Raw genomic sequence first — 18,004 nt, forward strand, 5'->3', positions numbered from 1 at the left:
GCGCTGGCCCCCGCCGGCCGTATCAGCCGCACCGGCTGGCTCGGCCGCAGCGGTCGCCGCTTCGGCATCGGGCCGGCCGTGCGTGGGAGCGGCACCGCGCGTCGGAGTGGCAGACTGCGGCGTCAGGCGGGCCGCGAGCAGATCGCGGATGGCGTCGCGGACGGTCATCGCGCGGCGCGGGTCGCCGCCACCGAGCACCGCCACGGTGACCGGGCCGTGCCGGGTCACCGCCGGGGTCCAGGCGGTGGCCGCCAGGCGGTCGTCGGCGCGGACGCAGAAGATCCGGCGCTCGGCGGCGACGGCGCTCACCGACGCCGCCGCGATCGGGTCGTCGACCGCCACCTGGACCAGCCACGCCCCGTCCAGGTCCTCCGGCTCGAACCGGCGCGGCACCCAACGCAGCCGGCCGGCGTCCGCGCGGGCGCGCAGCGCCGGGGTCAGCTCCGGCGCCACCAGCAGAACGTCCGCGCCGGCATCCAGCAGCGCCGGCACCCGTCGGGTGGCGACCGCCCCACCGCCCACGACGACCACCCGCCGCCCGTCGAGCCGCAGGCCGAGGGGGTACGGGTTGGCGCTCACACCGCACCTCCGAGCCGGACGCGGGCGGTCACTTCTCGGCCACCCCGGCGGAGTCGAAGGTGGCCACCTCGTGCAGCACCCGGACCGCGCCGGTGACCACCGGCAGCGCCAGGAGCGCCCCGGTTCCCTCGCCGAGGCGCAGCCCCAGGTCGATCAGCGGGTCGAGGCCGAGGTGACGCAACGCCACCGTCGCGCCGGGCTCGGCCGAACGGTGGCCGGCGACCATGGCGCCGACCGCGTCCGGGGCGAACGCGGCGGCGGCGAGGGCGGCCGACACCGCGATCACCCCGTCCAGCAGCACCGGCGTGCGGCGCGCCGCGGCGCCCAGGATCAGCCCGGCCAGCGCGGCGTGCTCCAGGCCGCCGACGGCGGCCAGCACACCCAGCGGGTCGGCCGGGTCGGGCGCGTGCCGGGCCAGCGCGGCCCGCACCACCGCCACCTTGCGGGCGTACGTCGGGTCGTCGACCCCGGTGCCCCGGCCGGTGGCGTCGAGCGGGTCGGCGCCGGTGAAGGCGGCGATCAGCGCGGCGGCGGGGGTGGTGTTGCCGATGCCCATGTCGCCGGTGAGCAGGATGGCGGCCCCGGCGTCGATCAACTCGTCGGCGATCCGGATGCCGGTCTGCACCGCCGCCCGCGCCTCGTCCCGGGTGAGCGCGGCGGTCACCGCGAGATCCCGGGTGCCCCGGCGCACGGACGCGGCGACCAGCCGGGGCGTGGACGGGTCCAGGACGACCGGGCCGGACGTCTCAGCGGCCGGCTGGACGGGCCCGGCGGGCGTCGGCGTGGCCACGCCGACGTCGACCACGGTGACCGAGGCGCCCGCCTGCCGGGCGAACGCGTTGACCACCGCGCCGCCGGCCAGGAAGTTGCCGATCATCTGCCCGGTGACCTCCTGCGGCCACGGGGTCACTCCCTGGGCGTGCACCCCGTGGTCCCCGGCGAAGATCGCCACGGCGGCCGGCTCGGGCAGCGGCGGCGGGCAGGTGCCGGCGAGGCCCGCCAGGCGTACCGACAGCTCCTCCAGCGCGCCCAGCGAGCCGGCCGGCTTGGTGAGCCGGCCGTGCAGCGCACGGGCATCGGCCATGGCCGACTCGTCCGGCGGTTGGATCGCCGCGATCGTGGTCTCCAGCATCATGCCTCCATGGTCTCGCGCAGCACCTCGATGAACGCGTCGGTGGTGTTTCGATCGCGTACCGCGACCCGCAGCCAGTCCGGGCCGAGGCCGGGAAACGTGTCACCTCGGCGCACCGCCCAGCCGCGCTCGCGCAGGGCGGCCCGGACCGGGGTCGCGCCGGGCAGGTGCAGCAGGACGAACGCGCTGGCGGGACGGCCGACGACGCGTACACCAGGCAGGTCGGCGAGGCGCGCGACCAGGTGGTCGCGGTCGGCGGCGAGTTCGGCGGCGATCGCGCGTTCGGCCTGGACCGCGACGGGGGTGGCGCAGGCCGACGCGGCGGCCAGCGCGGGCGTGGAGACCGCCCAGAGTGGCTGGACGGCGGCGAGGCGGGACAGCAGTTCCGGCTCGCCGAGCAGGTAGCCGATGCGCAGGCCGGCCAGGCCCCAGGTCTTGGTGAGGCTGCGCAGCACGAGCAGCCCGGGCAGATCACGCCGTTCGGCCAGCGACTGCGGTTCGCCGGGATGCCCCGGTGCGACGGTCGTGTCGGCGAACGCCTCGTCGACCACCAGCACCCGGCCGGGGCGGGCCAACGCGGCCACCGTCTGCGCGGGGTGCAGCACCGAGGTCGGGTTCGTCGGGTTGCCGATCATCACCAGGTCGGCGTCGGCGGGCACCCGGTCCGGGTCGAGCCGGAAGTCCTCGGCGGGGTCCAGCAGCACCCGCTCCACCGGGTGCCCGGCGGCCCGCAGCGCCGCCTCCGGCTCGGTGAACTGGGGGTGCACCACGACGGGGCGGCGGACGCCGCGCAGCGCCTGGGCGATCAACACGAACCCCTCGGCGGCGCCGGCGGTGAGCAGTACCTCGTCCGGGTGACGCCGGTGCCGGGCGGCGACCGCGGCCCGGGCCGGCGCCGGGTCCGGATAGCGGGCCAGGTCGGTGAGGGTGGCGGTGATCGGGCCGGCCAGCCAGTCCGGCAGCGGCGCCCGGCGGACGTTGACGGCCAGGTCGACCAGCCCCGCGCCGACCTCCGCGTCGCCGTGATGTCCCAGGTCCGGCTCGGGAGCAGCCGCCGTTCCCGTCCCGGCGACGGGTGTCGCTCCGCTCGGCTGATCACGCATGTCCGCGATCCTGCCGGGAAGGCGGCCGATGGGACAGCTGATCTCCGCGTAAGCCGCGTCACCCACCCGCCGGTTTATGAGTTCTTCTCATGTACGAATCGGAAATGTCATAACTTGGCCACGTGAGCAACCGACCCCTTGCTGCCGCTGGTCGACTCGTCCCTCTCCTGCGCGCCGGACTGATCGCCGGCATCGTGATCGCCGCCGCCGCGTACCCGCTGGTCGCCCTCACCGGGCTCGGCGCGAAGGCCACCGCGCACGCCGTGGAGCAGAAGACCAAGCTGCTGGCCACCGCCCTGCCCGCCGAGACCTCGTACCTCTACGCCCCGGACGGCAAGACCGTGCTGACCATGTTCTACGAGGAGTACCGGCAGTACACGAAGCTGTCGGACATGTCGCCGAACATCCAGCAGGCGATCGTCGCCGCCGAGGACTCCCGCTTCTACCAGCACCACGGCGTCGACCCGAAGGGCGTGGCACGGGCCTTCGTGGCCAACACCCGCTCCAACGGCGTCTCCCAGGGCGCCTCCACCCTGACCATGCAGTACGTCCGGATGGCCCTGCGGGACAGCGCGACCACCCCCAAGGAGGTCCAGGAGGCCACCCAGCAGACCAGCCTGCGCAAGGTCAAGGAAATGCGGATGGCGCTGGACCTGGAGAAGGAGATGAGCAAGGAGCAGATCCTGGAGCGCTACCTGAACTCGGCGTACTTCGGGCACCGCGCGTACGGCATCTACGCGGCCAGCGAGATCTTCTTCTCCAAGACCCCGAAGGACCTCACCCCGGTCGAGGCGGCCACCCTCGCCGGGCTGGTCAAGTCCCCGTCGGAGTACGACCCGGCCGACTCCGACCAGAAGGAGGCGACCGGACGCCGCAACTACGTCCTGGACCGGATGAGCCAACTCGGCTACCTCTCCCCCGACTCGGCTGCCGCCGCCAAGACCGAACCGATCCGCCTGAAGCTGACCAGCCCGCCGAACGACTGCGCCGCCGTGTCGGAGAAGTACAACAGTTGGGGCTTCGCCTGCGACTACCTGAAGAACTGGTGGAGCGCGCAGCCCGCGTTCGGTGCGAACCGGCTGGAACGGATGGACAAGCTGCGCCGGGGCGGCTACCGGATCGTGCTCAGCATCGACCCGAAGATCCAGGAGGCGGCGGAGAAGAACGTCGGCGCCAAGGAGGGCACCGGCAGCCCGTTCGCCAACGGCATCGTGGTCTCCGAGCCCGGCACCGGGCGGGTGAAGGCGATGGCGGTGAACCGGACGTACTCGCTGGACCTCAGCGAGAACCCGCAGAGCTCCAACCCCGAGGCGGGGCCGAAGGTCAAGGCCAACTACCCGAACACGGTGGCGCCGCTGCTCGGCGGCGGCGACCTGCCGGGCTACCAGGCCGGGTCGACGTTCAAGATGTTCCCGATGCTGGCCGCGCTGGACTCGGGGATGACGCTCTCCACCTCGTTCAACGCCCCGTACCGCTACAAGTCGGCCGTCTACGACGGCTGGGCGCCCTCCAACGCCAGCGGCGCGATGACCGGGCAGCAGACCATGTGGTCCGGCTTCGGCAAGTCGGTCAACACGTACTTCGTGTGGCTGGAGGAGCAGGTCGGCGCGGAACGGGCGGTCCGGCTGGCCGAACAGCTCGGGCTGCGCTGGCGCACCGACGTCGACCGGGAGCAGGCGTCCCCGACGAAGGCGAAGAAGTGGGGCGCGTTCACCCTGGGCGTCTCCGACGCCACCCCGCTGGAGATGGCGAACGCGTACGCCGCCATCGCCGCCGACGGCCGGTACTGCGAGGCGATCCCGGTGCAGGCGATCATGAACCGGGACGGCACACCGACCACGTACGCGACCGCCAGCGGCATCGAGCGCGAGGTGGCCAAGCCGCGCTGCCGGCAGGTGGTGAGTGCGGACGCCGCCCGAGCGGCCACCGACGCCGCGCGCTGCCCGACTGGGGACACCCCGGCGCGTGGGGGCTGTGGCGGCTGGTCCACCGCCGACAGCGTCCGGGGAACGGTCGGCCGCCCGGTGGCCGGCAAGACCGGTACCACCGACAGCACCCGGTCCGCCTGGTTCGTCGGCTACACCCCGGAGCTGGCCGCGGCGAGCTTCATCTCCGACCCGGACAACCCGTTCAACGCGGTCGGCGACGGGCAGTCGCAGATCCCGATCGGCGCGGTCGCGGAGACCCTGCGCGACGGACTGAAGGGTCAACCGACCCGGCAGTTCACTCCACCCTCGGACGCCATCGTCGGCTGAGGGCGAGGGTCAGCGCAGGTCGGCGGCGACGAACGACCAGAGTTCCAGGTCCACCCGGCCGCCACGGACGAAGCCGGCGTTGCGCAGCAGGCCCTCGTAGCTGAAGCCGGCCTTCTCGGCGACACGGCGGGAGGCCAGGTTGCCGGGGGCCACCCGCAGCTCGATCCGCTGGAAGCCGTGCTCCAGGATCAGCGCGATGGCCACCCCGTCCACGGCCTCGGCGGCCAGGCCGAACCCGCGCGCGTGCGGGGCCATCGCGTAGGAGATCTCGGTGGCCCGGGCGCCCCAGTCGGTGCGTCGGGTCCACAGCGAGCCCACCACCTGGTCGTCCTCGCGGCGGAGCACCGCCCAGTGGTCCCCCTCGCCGCTGTCACGCCGCTGCCGGGCCAGGTCGGTGCACCAGGCGTGCCCGTCGATCGGGCCGGAGTCGTCGGCCAGCGGCAGCCAGCGGCGGGTCAGCTTGTCGGCGAAGATCTCCCCGACGGCCGTCGCGTCGGCCGCGACGTGCCGGCGCACCTCGGTGCGCGGGGTGGAGACGGTCAGCTCCGGGAAGCGGCGTACCGCAACCTGACCGATCACGCCGGCACCCCGCCGGGCTCCGGCTCCGCGGGCACCGGCTCGGTCGCCGGGTCGGCCGCCGCCGCCGCGACCAGCCGGGCGGCGGCCGTCGGGTGGCCGGCCCAGTGCAGGGTGAGCTGCGAGGCGTGCACGTTGCGCCACACGAAGCCCTCCGGCGTGCCCCCGTCCCAGCTCCAGGCCGGACGCTGACCGGACCGCGGGGTGAGCACCGCGCGGTGCTCCTTGTGCCCGACCAGCACCGTGCCGTGCGCGGCGACCACGCTGTCGGTCTGGGCGGTCGCCTCGCGGTAGCCCACCACCAGGCCGTCCCGGCTGACGCCGACCGCGTCCAGCACCCCGCACATCGGCAGCCCGTCCAGCTCCCGGGCCAGCCAGAGCAGGCCGGTGCCCTCGGCGACCACCGGACGCCCGGTGCGCGCCAGCTCGGCCACGGCGATGCAGAGCCGCCGGTTGGCCGACAGCTGCTCGGCGTACGCCTCGGGCAGCGCACCGCCGATGACCAGCGCACGGGTGCCGGCCGGCAGCGCCTCGTCGCGCAGTGGATCGACCGTGACCACCTCGGCGCCGGCGGCCCGCAGCAGCTCCGCGGTCTCCGGGTGGCTGAAGCTGCCCCCCGGCCCGCCGGCGAGCGCCACCAGCGGCCGGTCCGCCGGAACCGTCACCGGACCGAGCGCCTCCTCCGGCGACCAGGCCGAGGCCGGCAGCGGCGGAGCCGAGCGGGCCAGCCCGAGCAGCCGCTCCAGGTCGACCGTGGCGGCGACGGCCTCGCCCAGCCGGCGGACCGCGCGGGCGGCGTCGGCGGACCCGCCGACCACCGGCACCACGCCGTGCCGCCGCGACGGCAGCACCGCCGGCAGGTCCTGCCGGCGCAGCGCGCCGTAGACCGGCACGTTCACGTCATCCAGCGCCTCGCGCAGCATCCCCTCGTGCCGCGAGGACGCCACCCGGTTGAGGATCACCCCGCCGAGCCAGAGCTGCTCGTCGTACGAGCGGAAACCGTGCACCATGGCGGCCACCGACTGGCCCATCGCGGCCACGTCGACCACGAGCACCACGGGGCTGCGCAGTGCGGCGGCCGCGGCTGCCGTGGACTCCTGCTCGGGGCGGCCGCCGACCGAGTCGTACAGGCCCATGCTGCCCTGCACCACGGCGAGCCCGGCGCCCTCGGCACCGTGCGCGACCAGCGGGGCGAGCCGGTCGACGCCGACGAGCCGGGGATCGATCACCCGGCCGGGCCGACCGGAGGCGAGCCCGAGGTAGGCGGCGTCGACGTGGTCCGGGCCGAGCTTGAACCCGGCGACGTCGACCCCCCGCTCGGCCAGGGCGGCGAGCAGCCCGATAGCCAGCGCGTTCTTGCCGTGCCCGGAGGACGGCGCGCTGAGCACCAGGCGCGGCACGACGGTCATCATCGACTCCTCGCGGGCGGCGGGTACGCGACGGCGGACCGGGGGGACCGGTCCGTCCGCGTGACGATACCCGCCCCGAGCGACACGCGAGCACCGCCGACCGGGGCCGGTCGCCCGGTCGCGACCCGGTCCAGGTCAGTGGCGTCGGTCATACGGGTAACCTCGTTGCCGTGTACCGGTTCCTGCTGAGCCCACGCTGGCTGGGCGCTCTCGCCCTGACCCTGGTCGCCGCCGCGGTCATGGTCCTGCTCGGCAACTGGCAGCTGGACCGCTACCGGGGGCGCACCGAGGTCAACGAGCGGATCGACGCCGGCCTGCGGATGCCTCCGGCGCCCCTGGCCGATGCGCTGCGCGCCCCCGCGGGCGGCGCGGGAACGACCGGCCCGGCACCCGCCGAGGACAAGGTGTGGACCCGGGTCACCGTCACCGGCCGGTACGACCCGACGAACACCGTCCTGGTCCGCGGCCGGACGGTGGACAGCCGGGTCGGCTTCGAGGTGCTGACCCCGCTGGTGCTCGCCGACGGCACGGCGCTGCTGATCGACCGGGGTTGGATTCCACCCGCGCCGGGCGGAGCGACAGCGCAGCCGCCGGTGCCCGCCGTGCCGACCGGCGACGTGACGGTGGTCGGTCGGGTGCACGCGACCGAGAGCGGCGCCGGCACGGTCGAACGGCGCGACGGCCGACTGGAGATCCGACGGATCGGCGTGCTGCGGCTGGCCCGCGAACTGCCCTACCCGGTGTACGGCGCCTACCTGCTGCTGGACGAGCAGACCCCGGCCGCCGACCCGGTGTTCAAGGCGGTGCCGGTCGGGCACACCAACAACTGGCAGAACTTCGGCTACGTCGTGCAGTGGTGGCTCTTCGCCGTGATGGCCCTGTTCGGCTACGGCTGGGTGGCCCGTCGGGAGGCCCGCCGGGCCGCTGGCATCGGCGCCACCCCACCCCCGCTGGACCGGGCCGCCGAGCCGACGCCGAGCGCGTCCGCCTGACGCGCCGGTGTCCCCAACCGGACGCTCGGGGGAGCCCGGGACGGCACGGCAGCCGGTAGTCTCCGCCGAGTGATCATCTCGCGTTGGGGGTCCCGGTGACCACGGATCCCACGGCCCCGCTGCCCGATTCCGAGCCGGTCACCCGGGCGCACCCGCCGACCGACCCATGGGCCGCCGCGCCGCCCACCGCGCCGCTTCCGGTCACCCCGCCGACGGCGCCGTTCCCGGCCGCGCCGCTTTCGGATACGCCCACCGCACCCCCGACGACAGCGTGGCCGACCACGGCACCCACCGCGCAGTTCCCCGCCGCGCCGGTCCCGTCGGCGGGACAGTTCGCCGCGCCGCCGACGCAGCCTCCGCCGCCACCGGCACCGTTCTCCGGGCCTCCGGCGCAGTTCTCCGCGCCGCCCGCGTCGTTCGCCGCAGCACCCGCGCAGTTCTCCGCGCCACCCTCCTCCGGGCCTCCGGCACAGTTCTCCGGGCCTCCCCGCACAGTTCTCCGGGCCTCCGGGGCAGTTCTCCGCGCCTCCGGGGCAGTTCTCCGCGCCTCCGGGGCAGTTCTCCGCGCCTCCCGCGCAGCCCGCCGGGGCGTGGCCGGCGGCCGGGCCGTACCCGCCGGTTCCGATGCCGGGGCACCCGATCCCGGCCGGCTTCGCGACCGCCGGGCCGGAGGTGGTCGCGGTGCAGATCGCCGAGATCACGGTGAGCCCGCCGATCATCCGTACGCCGACCGGGGTGCTGCCGCTGGCCGGCGCCTCCTGGCACGTGGCCGACTACTGGCAGCGGGACGAGAAGGTCGCCACCTGGGCGCTGGTCTGTGCGATCGTCGGCTTCTTCTGCCTGGCCTTCTTCAGCCTGTTGTTCCTGCTGGTCAAGGAGACCCGGCGCTACGGCACGGTGCAGGTGACCGTCACCAACGGCGCCCAGCAGTACGTGGCCCGGATCCCGGTGACCGACCAGGCCCAGGTGCAGCACCTCAACAACCAGGTCAACTACGCCCGGTCGCTCTCGGGCCGGTGACCCGGGCCGGTGACCCGGGCCGGCGCGGCCGGTCAGCCGGTGGGACGGCCGGCGTGGATGGCGCGGACCGCGTCGATGGTGTCGGCCTCGGCGGCGGACTTGTCGTCCCGATACCGCACCACCCGGGCGAACCGCAGCGCCATCCCACCCGGGTAGCGCGAACTCGTCTGCACCCCGTCGAAGGCGATCTCCACCACCTGCTCGGGGCGGACCCGGACCACCCAGTCGCCACGCTCCACCGCGAGGCCGAGGAAGCGCTCGGTCTGCCACCGCAGCAGCTCGTCGGTGAGCCCCTTGAACGTCTTGCCGAGCATCACGAAGTCGCCGGTGCGCGGGTCGCGCGCACCCAGGTGCAGGTTGGACAGCCAGCCCTGCCGCCGGCCGTTGCCCCACTCGACGGCGAGCACCACCAGGTCCAGCGTGTGCCGGGGCTTGACCTTGACCCACGCCGCGCCACGCCGACCGGCGTCGTAGGGCGCGTCGGGCGCCTTGACCACCACGCCCTCCTGGCCGGCGTCGAGCGCGGCGGCGAACGCGGCCCCGGCCTGCTCCGGGCCGTCGACCTCCATGCGCCCCACCAGCAGCGAGGCATCCACGGCGCCGGCGAGCGCTTCCCACCGCTCCCGGCCCGGCAGGTCGATCAGATCCTGGCCGTCGAGGTGCAGCAGGTCGAAGAAGTATGGCGTCAGCACGGTCTCGCCGGCGCTGGCGGCGGCCGCGAGCACCGCCGGGGCGACCGGCGTACGCCCGGTGGTGCTGGGCGTGGTGCGCCGGGCGGCCCGGCTGGACGTCTGCTGGAACGGCAGCGGACGGCCGGTCTGGTCCAGGCCGATCGCCTCGCCGTCGAGCACCAACTCCCGGCCGGGCAGGGCACGGACCGCGGCGACCACCTCGGGCACCCGGGTGGTGATGTCGTCGAGGCTGCGGGTGAAGACGGCGATGTCCGCGCCGGAGCGGTGCACCTGGATGCGGATGCCGTCGAGCTTCACGTCGACCACCGCCGGGGTGCCGGTCGCGGTCAGCGCCTCATCGACCGAGGGGGCGCTCTGCGCGAGCATCGGCGCCAGCGGCCGGCCGACCCGCAGGCCGAACCCGGCCAGCTCGGCGGCGCCTCCGGTCAGCGCGGCCACCGCCACCACGCGCAGGTCACCGGCGAGCAGCAGGGCTCGACGGACCGCCGCCACCGGCACCTCGGCGGCCCGGGCCACCGCGTCGGCGAGCAGCCCGGCCTGGGCGCCCTGCCGCAGCTCACCACTGAACAGATTGGTGAGCAGCCGCTGCTCCTCGGCGGTCGCCGCCGCGTAGAGGGCACCGAGCAGCGCTCGGCGTCGCGCCTGCGAGCCCGCGCCGTGCACCGCGGCGATCTGCGCGATGGCGGCGTCGACGGCGGCCACGGTCAACGTCGGCTCGGCGGCCGGTGACGGCAGGTCACGCAGGCTCGCATAACCCACCCCGGTCTGCCGCTGCCGCAGCTCACCGGCGAGATAGCCGGCGCCGGGCTCCACCTCTGCCGGGTCGAGCCGGCGCAGCGCGTCGGCGAGCAGCTCCACCTTGGCGCGTCGGCCGCTGGTGGCGCCGACGGCGGCGGACGTGGCTGCCAGGTCGAGGAACCGCACGAGCCCCATCCTGCCAGTCACCCCCGACACCGCCCGGGCATTGCCGTGCCCGGGCGGTGTCGGCAGGATGCCGCCGACCAGGTGGACGGCGGATCAGGCGGAGACGGGTTCCTCGATGCGCAGCCCCCGGGCGCGGACCTCGCCGGCGACCCGGGAGAGCACCGAGTCGAGGGCGACCAGGGCGGCGGAGAGCTCACCGAGCTGTTCTTTGAGCGTGTCCTCGGACCACGCGGAGACGTCGACGTCCCCCAGCGCGCTGACGGCGGCCCCCAACCGGGCCATCACCTCGTTCGTACTCATGTTCGAAAGGCTATAACAGCCCCGCGCCCGACACACCGCAAACTCCCAGATCACACCGGAAGTTACGGTTCCGACACCCTAGGGGGTGTTCGTGCCCGCCGCGGCCACCTTGCCCAGCAGCAGCGCCTCGGCGAGGCAGACGCGGGCGAACTCCCCGAGATGCAGGCTCTCGTTCGGGCCGTGCGCGCGGGCGTGCGGGTCCTCCACACCGGTCACCAGGATCGCCGCCTTCGGGAACATCTCCTGGAACGTGGCGATGAACGGGATCGACCCGCCGACGCCGATGTCCACCGGGTCGGTGCCGTCCCAGGCCTCCCGGAACGCCGAGCGGGCGGCGTCGAACATCGGGCCGGACGCGTCGATCACGCACGGGTCGCCGTCGTGCTCGAAGGTGACCGTCACCTGCGCGCCCCACGGCGCGTGCTTCTCCAGGTGCGCGCGCACCGCCGCGTACGCCCGCTTGGGGTCGTCGCCCGGGGCGAGCCGGATGCTCAGCTTCGCCTTCGCGGACGGGACCAGGGCGTTCGGCGCCTCGCCGGTGGACGGCGCGTCGATGCCGAGCACCGCCAGCGCGGGCTTGGTCCAGAGCCGGTCGGTGATCCGGCCCGTGCCGATGAACTGCACGCCCTCGGCCAGCCCGGACTCGCCCCGGATCCGGTCCTCGGGGTAGTCGACGGTGGCGCCCTCGCGGCCGACCAGCCCGTCCACCGCCACGTTCCCGGCGTCGTCGTGCAGGGTGGCCAGCAGCCGGACCAGCGCGGTGAGCGCGTCCGGGACGGCACCGCCGAACATGCCGCTGTGCACCGCGTGGTCCAGCGTGCGGACCTCGACGAAGCAGTTGACGATGCCGCGCAGCGAGGTGGTCAGCGCCGGTACGCCGATGTCCCAGTTGCCGGAGTCGGCGATCACGATGACGTCCGAGGCGATCTCGTCGCGGTGCTCGGCCAGCAGCCGCTCCAGCGAGTCGGAGCCGTACTCCTCCTCGCCCTCGATGAAGAGGACCACGCCGACCGGCAGCGCGTCACCGTACGCGCGCAGCGCCGCGATGTGCGCCATGATGCCGGCCTTGTCGTCGGCCGCGCCCCGGGCGTAGAGCCGACCGTCGCGCTCGACCGGCTCGAACGGGTCGGACTCCCACAGCGACCGGTCGCCGACCGGCTGCACGTCGTGGTGGGCGTAGAGCAGCACGGTGGGCGCGCCGGCCGGGGCGGCACGGCGGCCGATCACCGCGGGCTGCCCGCCGGAACGCACGATGTCGACGTCCAGCCCACAGCCGCGCAGCAGCTCGGCGACCGCCTCGGCGGAACGCTCCACGTGTGAGTGGTCGAAGCCTTCGAACGCGATGCCGGGGATGCGGACGAGGCGTTCCAGGTCGGCCCGGACGCCGGGCATCTCCCGCTCGACGGCGGCCCGCACCTGGGACTCGGACATGATCGGTGTGGTCATGACCGGAATCGTATGCCGGCCTTACCTCGGCGCGCCGGCCGAGCCCGCACCGTCACGCCCGCACCGTCACGAGCCCGTACCGTCACGCCCGCACCGTCACGAGCCCGTACCGTCACCGGCTCCCGCGGGACCGGCGCCCGCCGTCGTGCCGGGCGCGGTCCGGCCGGCGCGGTGCGCGCGGCCGGCGGCCTCGGTGGCGGCGTCCACCCAGGAACGGGCCCGGCCCGCGGTGCCGCCCACCCACTCGCCGACGTCGCTGGCGCCGTCGCCGAGCCGACGCAGCAACCCGACCAGCGGATCGGTGGACCGGCTGAACTCCTCCCGGTACGACTCGGCCGCCGCCTTGATCTCCTCAGAGACGCTGGTCGAGCCGTCGTCGTCCCGGCGCGGGTAGTCCCCGGCCAGCACCCGCCCGTACGCCCCGGAGTCGATCCACTGGCGCAGCTGGGCGGCGCGCGCCACCGGCGCCGGGTGCGTGCTCCACGCGGTCATCCGGATCTTGTGCAGGCTGTCCCGCAGGTCGCCGCCGCCGGCGTACTCGGCGGCCTGCTCAAGGAAGGCGGTGGTGTCGATCTGGGACAGGTCGCCACCACCGGCGAGCTTCATCAGCAGCCGCAGCGCGGCGGCCAGGTCCTGCCCGGCGAGCAGACCGGCCCGGTCGGCGGAGAGCTCCGCCTTGCGCCACCACTCCAGCATCGCCGCGATGATGGCCCGCAGCGCGAACGCGCCGACCGGCAACCAGCTCAGGTTGGCCGCCCACCGGGTGACTATCATGAGCATCGTCTTGTAGACCGCGTGCCCGCTGCCGACGTGCCCCAGCTCATGGCCGAGCAGGCAGCGCAGCTCGTCCTCGTCGAGCTGCTGCACGCTGGCGGAGTTGAGCACGACGAACGGCCGGTCCAGGCCGACGGCCTCGGCGCCCAGCCAGGGCGACTGCGTCACGTACAGCTCGGGCAGCTCGGCCACGTCGAGCGCCGCGGCGGCCTCGGTGTAGCGCTGCCACACCGCCGGGTACTGCCGGTGGTCGACCCGGATGCCCGAGGCCAGCACCGAGAACCGGAAGCCGCGCTCGTTCCACATGCCGAAGAACGCCCGCACCACGTCGTCGAAACCCCGCAGCTCGCGCAGTGCGACCAGGGCGCCCCGGTCGGCCGGATGCTCCCAGGCCCGCGAGCTGATGCCGGTGAGGGTGATCCGGCGCCGCGCGGGCGAATCCGGTGCCGACATGATGAGTCCCCCGTTCGCCGCGCCTGAGCCTTCTCGGATCGTGCCGTGGCCGATGGCAGCCTCCTCGCATCGTGCCGCAGCCGGTGGCGGACGTCCATGCCCCGCTCAGCGGATGCGCACGTAGTACCGGTCCTCGTCGTGCGGCAGCGTCGGCGCGCCGTCGACCACGAGGTCGACGCGGGTGGCCGTGTCGTCGGCGGCGAAGTGCGCACGCTCCCCGGCGTGCCAGCGGCGCAGCTCCGGCACGATCTCCGGCCCGTCCCGGGCGACCGCGCGGGCCAGCCGCAGGGAGGCGGGCGCGGTGACGAAGGCGGCCAGGGTCACCTCCGGCGCGACGGCGGCGCGCGCGGCGCTGACCCCCTCCAGGATCAGCACCGGCGCGGCCGGCACCGGGACCGGGCGGGGCAGGAAACATCGCCGTACCCAGCTGTAGCGCCGGTAGGAACCGTCCCGCCCCGCACGCAGCGGGCCCAGCACCCACTCGTCGAGTCGGGGCCAGAAGGTGAGTTGGTCGTCCCAGCCGTCGAGCAGGTCGTCGGTGTGCACCACCGGCGGCCGGGCAGCGCCGGGCAGCGCCGCCAGGGCATCCGCGAGGTGCGCGGCGAAGCGGCTCTTGCCCGCGCCGCTCGGCCCGTCGACCGCGACCAGCCGGGTCCGCCCCAACCGTGCCGGGCCCGCGAGCACCCGGCGGGCCAACTCGGCGTACGCCTCGACGACCACCACCGGCGGCACCCCGTCCACGCCGCCCCCCGTCCACGCCGACGATTCGGTAGAAAACAGCGCCAAGTCCACACGATCGACTCGCGATCACGGAAACCGGGGTATCCCACCGACAGCGACACCACGACTTCCAGGAAGCCGAGTCGATCGTGCCGGATCGAGGTGGCTGCAACTCGTCCGGCTGACCGCCACGGCCGGGCACCGTCACGTCCGGGGGATTTGGGGCGACGACGGGTGATGCGCGGCCCGTTCGCCGTCCGACGCACACCCGAATCGGGATGATCGGGTGGTGCTCCGAGACGTGATGAGCCCCGGCGTCGACGCCCTGCTCGAACAGGCCCGCGCCGGGCTGCACCGACTGACTCCGCAGCAGACCGTCGAGGCGGTCCGCGGCGGCGCGCTGCTGATCGACACCCGTACCGAGATGCAGCGCCGCGACCAGGGCGACCTTCCCGGCGCGGTCGTCATCGACCGGACGGTCCTGGAGTGGCGGCTCGACCCGGCCAGCGAGTGGCGCATTCCGGAGGCCACCGGCTACGACCGGGAGATCGTCCTGGTGTGCCGGGAGGGTTACAGCTCCAGCCTGGCCGCCGCCAGCCTCCAGACGCTCGGGCTCCGCCGGGCCACCGACATGATCGGCGGCGTCGACGCGTGGCTCGCCGCCGGCCTTCCGACCACCGACCGCCCCGCCGACATCCGCCACTGACCGCGGCCGGTCAGGCCGGTGGCGGTCCGGGTGGGATGAAGGGGAGGCCGGGGGGTGGCCCGGTCTCGATGAGGCGCCACAGGGCGTCGGTGTCCAGATGCTCCTCCACCAGGTCACCGAGCAGGTCGAGCGAGCGTTCCCGGGCGGCGGCGAAGCTGGTGTCCGGAGCGACTTGGAAGCCGGTGCGCCCGGCCAGCCGCGCCACCTCGGTGAGGAAACGGCGGCGGAAGCCGTCGGATTCGAACGCCCCGTGCCAGTGCGTGCCGTGTACGACGCCGAGCACCGCGCCCTCGCCGACGCCGTCGCTCCCGGTCAGCAGCGGGGCCAGGGTCGGGTCGGTGTGCGAGACGTACCCGTGGTGGATCTCGTATCCGCGGACCGGCAGGCCGCCGTGGGCCGTGCCCACCGACTGCCGGACGGTCTTGCGCGGATCGAACGTGATCTCGATGGGCAGCAGACCGAGGCCCGGCACGCTGCCCTGACGGCTCTCCACCGGGTCGTGGATCGCGCGCCCGAGCATCTGGAAGCCGCCGCAGAGACCGAGCAGTGGCTTGCCGGCCGCCACGTGGGCCAGGACCGCGTCGGCGAGGCCGGCCTCGCGCAGCCAGGCGAGGTCGGCCACGGTCGACTTGGACCCGGGCAGCACGACCAGGTCGGCGGCGGCCAGCTCGGCCGGTTCGACGGTGAGGCGTACGCGGACGCCCGGCTCGGTGGCGAGCGCCTCCACGTCGGTGGCGTTGCTGATCCGGGGCAGCCGGACGACGGCCACGTCCAGCCACTCGGTGCCGTGCGGGGCGGCCGGGCGGCCGAGCACCCGCCCGTACGCGAGCGAATCCTCAGCGTCGAGCCAGAGGTCGAGTGCCCAGGGCAGCACCCCGTACGTGGGACGCCCGGTGACGTGGCGCAGCATGTCCAGCCCCGGCTGGAGCAGGCCGAGGTCGCCCCGGAACTTGTTGATCACGAAACCGGCGATCAACGCCTGGTCGGCCGGGTCGAGCAGAGCGACGGTGCCGAACATCGACGCGAAGACGCCACCACGGTCGATGTCGCCGACCACGATGGTGGGCAGGTTGGCGTGCCGGGCCAGCCCCATGTTGACGTAGTCGCCGGCCCGCAGATTGATCTCGGCAGGGCTGCCGGCGCCCTCGCAGATCACCACGTCGTACGCGGCCCGCAGCTCGGCCAGCGCCGCGTACGCGGTCTCGGCGAGCCGGGGACGCAGGTGCCGGAACGTGCCGGCGGTGATCGTGTCGACCGCCTCGCCCAGCAGCACGACCTGGCTGGCCAGGTCGCTGCCCGGCTTGAGCAGCACCGGGTTGAAGCGCAGGTCGGGGGCGATGCCGCAGGCGGCGGCCTGCATGGCCTGCGCTCGTCCGATCTCGCCGCCGCGCCCGTCCGACCCGACCACCACCGCGGAGTTGTTCGACATGTTCTGCGCCTTGAACGGCGCCACCTTCACGCCCTGCCGGTGCAGCCAGCGGCAGATGCCGGCGGTGAGCACGCTCTTGCCGGCGTCGGAGGTGGTGCCGGCGACCAGCAGCCCGCCACTCACCGCCCGCTCCCCCGCCTCGCCGCGACGACTCCCCGCCCGCGCGGACGCTCACCGGCGCCGCCCGATCGACGCCGGTCGCCGACGCCGCCGGAACCGCGCCGGTCGCCGGCGCCGTCGGATCCCCGCCCGCCGACGGCTGCGCTCAACACGCGCCGCCCGACGGCGGCGGCCAGACGGCCGACGGTCAGCGGGTACGCGGCGGCCAGCCCGAGGGCGGCCAGCCCGACCGCGCCGGAGATCCGGGCGGCCCGCTTGAGGTGCCGCGCCTCAGGGCGGGGACCGTCGCCCAGGAAGGGACGCACCTCGGAGCGTCCGAAGTAGATGTTCCGGCCTCCGAGGCGGACCCCCAGCGCACCGGCCATCGCCGCCTCGCACTGACCGGCGTTGGGGCTCGGGTGGTCGTTGCGGTCGCGCCGCCACACCCGCCAGGCCCGTTCCCGGTCGCCGTTCGCGACCGGCGCGACGGCGATGGTGAGCAGCCCGGTCAGCCGGGACGGCACCAGGTTGAGCAGGTCGTCCAGGCGGGCGGCCGGGGTGCCGAACCGCGCGTAGCGCGCCGACCGGTGCCCGACCATCGCGTCGAGGGTGTTGGCCGCGCGGTAGCCCAGCAGCCCGGGCAGGCCGGCGACCGCGCCCCAGACCAGCGGGGCGACCACCGCGTCGGAGGTGTTCTCCGCGACGGACTCGACGGTGGCCCGGGCCAGCTCCGACTCGCCCAGGGTCGACGGGTCCCGGCCACAGAGGTGACCGAGGCGTTTCCGGGCGGCGGGCAGGTCGCCGTCGCGCAGCGCCCCACCCATGACGGTGGCCTCGTGCCGCAGCGTGCGACCGCCCAGCACGGTCCAGGTGCCGGCGGCGACGAGCACCGCCCGGGTCACCGGCCGGCGCCGGGTGGCTGCCGCGGCGGCCGCCCCGAGCAGCACCGGCCCACCGACGGCCAGTGCGGTGAACAGCGCCCCGGCCGTCCGGTCCGGCCGGTAGAGCCGCCGCTCCAGCGCGCCGGCGGCCTGCCCGAAGCCGGCCACCGGGTGCCACCGGCGTGGGTCGCCGAGCAGCCTGTCCAGCGCGTACCCGGCCAGCAGCCCCACCGCGTTCGCCACCGGCGCTGTCCGTCGCACGCGCACCACCCCCGGCCGGCCAGCCTAGACGAGCGTCCCGTGCACCAGCCCGGCCCGCATGCCCTGAACGCCCCACCCTGCCAGGGCAGGCCGAGCCAGCCCCTCCTGGTTCGCTGCCCCGCTCGCGCTGGGCCCGCCCGTCACGCGGGGTGACGACGCCGGTCGCGCCGCCACCCCGCCCCCGTTCGTGCCGTAACGCCGGAGCACCCGACCTCGGATGCGTTCCGCACCCGGTGGCAGCTCTCACCCCGGG

The 18,004-nt window shown here is 74.9% G+C and carries 15 protein-coding genes and 1 pseudogene; 4 read left to right on the forward strand and 12 right to left on the reverse strand.

Annotated elements, in window-relative coordinates:
- From EAD89_RS10900 to cobC, 3 genes are all read right to left on the reverse strand, one after another.
- The coding region (locus EAD89_RS10900) for a bifunctional precorrin-2 dehydrogenase/sirohydrochlorin ferrochelatase (protein WP_305034182.1) at positions 1 to 579 on the reverse strand (579 nt) is incomplete at its 3' end.
- A 28-nt stretch (positions 580 to 607) separates the two neighbouring features.
- Positions 608 to 1,711, reverse strand: coding sequence for a nicotinate-nucleotide--dimethylbenzimidazole phosphoribosyltransferase (cobT, locus tag EAD89_RS10905; protein WP_121675610.1), 1,104 nt, complete (start codon positions 1,709 to 1,711; stop codon positions 608 to 610).
- Positions 1,711 to 2,814 carry an Rv2231c family pyridoxal phosphate-dependent protein CobC gene (gene cobC, locus EAD89_RS10910; RefSeq protein WP_121675616.1) on the reverse strand — a complete coding sequence of 368 codons (1,104 nt, stop codon included), beginning with the start codon at positions 2,812 to 2,814 and terminating at the stop codon, positions 1,711 to 1,713. The genes cobT and cobC overlap by 1 nt, the downstream gene beginning before the upstream one ends.
- A 122-nt stretch (positions 2,815 to 2,936) precedes the next feature.
- Here cobC and EAD89_RS10915 point away from each other — a divergent pair, with 122 nt between their 5' ends.
- The gene (locus tag EAD89_RS10915; RefSeq protein ID WP_121656818.1) at positions 2,937 to 5,069 is read left to right on the forward strand and encodes a transglycosylase domain-containing protein; all 2,133 of its coding nucleotides are present in this window, start codon (positions 2,937 to 2,939) and stop codon (positions 5,067 to 5,069) included.
- A 9-nt stretch (positions 5,070 to 5,078) separates the two neighbouring features.
- Here the strand turns inward: EAD89_RS10915 and EAD89_RS10920 are convergent, their stop codons facing one another.
- Positions 5,079 to 5,648, reverse strand: coding sequence for a GNAT family N-acetyltransferase (locus EAD89_RS10920; protein ID WP_121675611.1), 570 nt, complete (start codon positions 5,646 to 5,648; stop codon positions 5,079 to 5,081).
- Complete coding sequence (locus tag EAD89_RS10925; RefSeq protein WP_121675617.1) at positions 5,645 to 7,054, reverse strand: cobyrinate a,c-diamide synthase; 1,410 nt, start codon at positions 7,052 to 7,054, stop codon at positions 5,645 to 5,647. Before EAD89_RS10925 ends, EAD89_RS10920 begins: the two co-directional genes overlap by 4 nt.
- Positions 7,055 to 7,224: 170 nt before the next feature.
- On the opposite strand from EAD89_RS10925, the gene EAD89_RS10930 reads away from it, so the two are divergent.
- A complete protein-coding gene (locus EAD89_RS10930) occupies positions 7,225 to 8,046 on the forward strand; it encodes an SURF1 family protein (RefSeq protein ID WP_121675612.1) in 822 nt (273 codons plus the stop codon).
- A gap of 624 nt (positions 8,047 to 8,670) precedes the next feature.
- Entirely contained in the window at positions 8,671 to 9,066 is a 396-nt protein-coding gene (locus tag EAD89_RS31005) for a hypothetical protein (RefSeq protein WP_233578489.1), read from the forward strand.
- A 32-nt stretch (positions 9,067 to 9,098) separates the two neighbouring features.
- On the opposite strand, the gene EAD89_RS10940 is transcribed toward EAD89_RS31005, so the two are convergent.
- The 5 genes from EAD89_RS10940 to EAD89_RS10960 all read right to left on the reverse strand — a co-directional run bounded on the left by EAD89_RS10940 (position 9,099) and on the right by EAD89_RS10960 (position 14,387).
- Complete coding sequence (locus tag EAD89_RS10940; RefSeq protein ID WP_199733473.1) at positions 9,099 to 10,691, reverse strand: ATP-dependent DNA ligase; 1,593 nt, start codon at positions 10,689 to 10,691, stop codon at positions 9,099 to 9,101.
- Between the two features lie 84 nt (positions 10,692 to 10,775).
- Positions 10,776 to 10,982, reverse strand: a complete 207-nt coding sequence (locus EAD89_RS10945) for a hypothetical protein (protein WP_074313863.1) — start codon at positions 10,980 to 10,982, stop codon at positions 10,776 to 10,778.
- A gap of 78 nt (positions 10,983 to 11,060) precedes the next feature.
- Complete coding sequence (locus tag EAD89_RS10950) at positions 11,061 to 12,413, reverse strand: dipeptidase (protein ID WP_199723578.1); 1,353 nt, start codon at positions 12,411 to 12,413, stop codon at positions 11,061 to 11,063.
- 111 nt (positions 12,414 to 12,524) lie between these two features.
- Entirely contained in the window at positions 12,525 to 13,655 is a 1,131-nt protein-coding gene (locus EAD89_RS10955) for a M48 family metallopeptidase (RefSeq protein ID WP_121675613.1), read from the reverse strand.
- 105 nt (positions 13,656 to 13,760) lie between these two features.
- Positions 13,761 to 14,387 carry a uridine kinase gene (locus EAD89_RS10960; protein ID WP_368666353.1) on the reverse strand — a complete coding sequence of 209 codons (627 nt, stop codon included), beginning with the start codon at positions 14,385 to 14,387 and terminating at the stop codon, positions 13,761 to 13,763.
- Positions 14,388 to 14,679: 292 nt separating this feature from the next.
- On the opposite strand from EAD89_RS10960, the gene EAD89_RS10965 reads away from it, so the two are divergent.
- Positions 14,680 to 15,081: a rhodanese-like domain-containing protein gene (locus EAD89_RS10965; protein ID WP_121654036.1), complete on the forward strand. Its 402-nt coding sequence runs from the start codon at positions 14,680 to 14,682 to the stop codon at positions 15,079 to 15,081.
- Positions 15,082 to 15,091: 10 nt separating this feature from the next.
- Here the strand turns inward: EAD89_RS10965 and EAD89_RS10970 are convergent, their stop codons facing one another.
- Entirely contained in the window at positions 15,092 to 16,633 is a 1,542-nt protein-coding gene (locus tag EAD89_RS10970; protein ID WP_121675614.1) for a cobyric acid synthase, read from the reverse strand.
- Positions 16,634 to 16,779: 146 nt separating this feature from the next.
- Positions 16,780 to 17,751 (reverse strand): annotated as a pseudogene (locus tag EAD89_RS10975) (cobalamin biosynthesis protein); the annotation flags it as partial.
- Positions 17,752 to 18,004: the final 253 nt, after the last annotated feature.

The sequence above is a fragment of the Micromonospora sp. BL4 genome, assembly GCF_003667505.1.
GTDB lineage: Bacteria > Actinomycetota > Actinomycetes > Mycobacteriales > Micromonosporaceae > Micromonospora.

Bases quoted from the DNA above. Each gene is read 5' to 3' on its own strand.
- cobT (WP_121675610.1), bottom strand. From the start codon at position 1,711: ATGCTGGAGACCACGATCGCGGCGATCCAACCGCCGGACGAGTCGGCC.
- cobC (WP_121675616.1), bottom strand. From the start codon at position 2,814: ATGCGTGATCAGCCGAGCGGAGCGACACCCGTCGCCGGGACGGGAACG.
- EAD89_RS10925 (WP_121675617.1), bottom strand. From the start codon at position 7,054: ATGACCGTCGTGCCGCGCCTGGTGCTCAGCGCGCCGTCCTCCGGGCAC.
- EAD89_RS31005 (WP_233578489.1), top strand. From the start codon at position 8,671: ATGCCGGGGCACCCGATCCCGGCCGGCTTCGCGACCGCCGGGCCGGAG.
- EAD89_RS10940 (WP_199733473.1), bottom strand. From the start codon at position 10,691: ATGGGGCTCGTGCGGTTCCTCGACCTGGCAGCCACGTCCGCCGCCGTC.
- EAD89_RS10945 (WP_074313863.1), bottom strand. From the start codon at position 10,982: ATGAGTACGAACGAGGTGATGGCCCGGTTGGGGGCCGCCGTCAGCGCG.
- EAD89_RS10950 (WP_199723578.1), bottom strand. From the start codon at position 12,413: ATGTCCGAGTCCCAGGTGCGGGCCGCCGTCGAGCGGGAGATGCCCGGC.
- EAD89_RS10955 (WP_121675613.1), bottom strand. From the start codon at position 13,655: ATGTCGGCACCGGATTCGCCCGCGCGGCGCCGGATCACCCTCACCGGC.
- EAD89_RS10965 (WP_121654036.1), top strand. From the start codon at position 14,680: ATGAGCCCCGGCGTCGACGCCCTGCTCGAACAGGCCCGCGCCGGGCTG.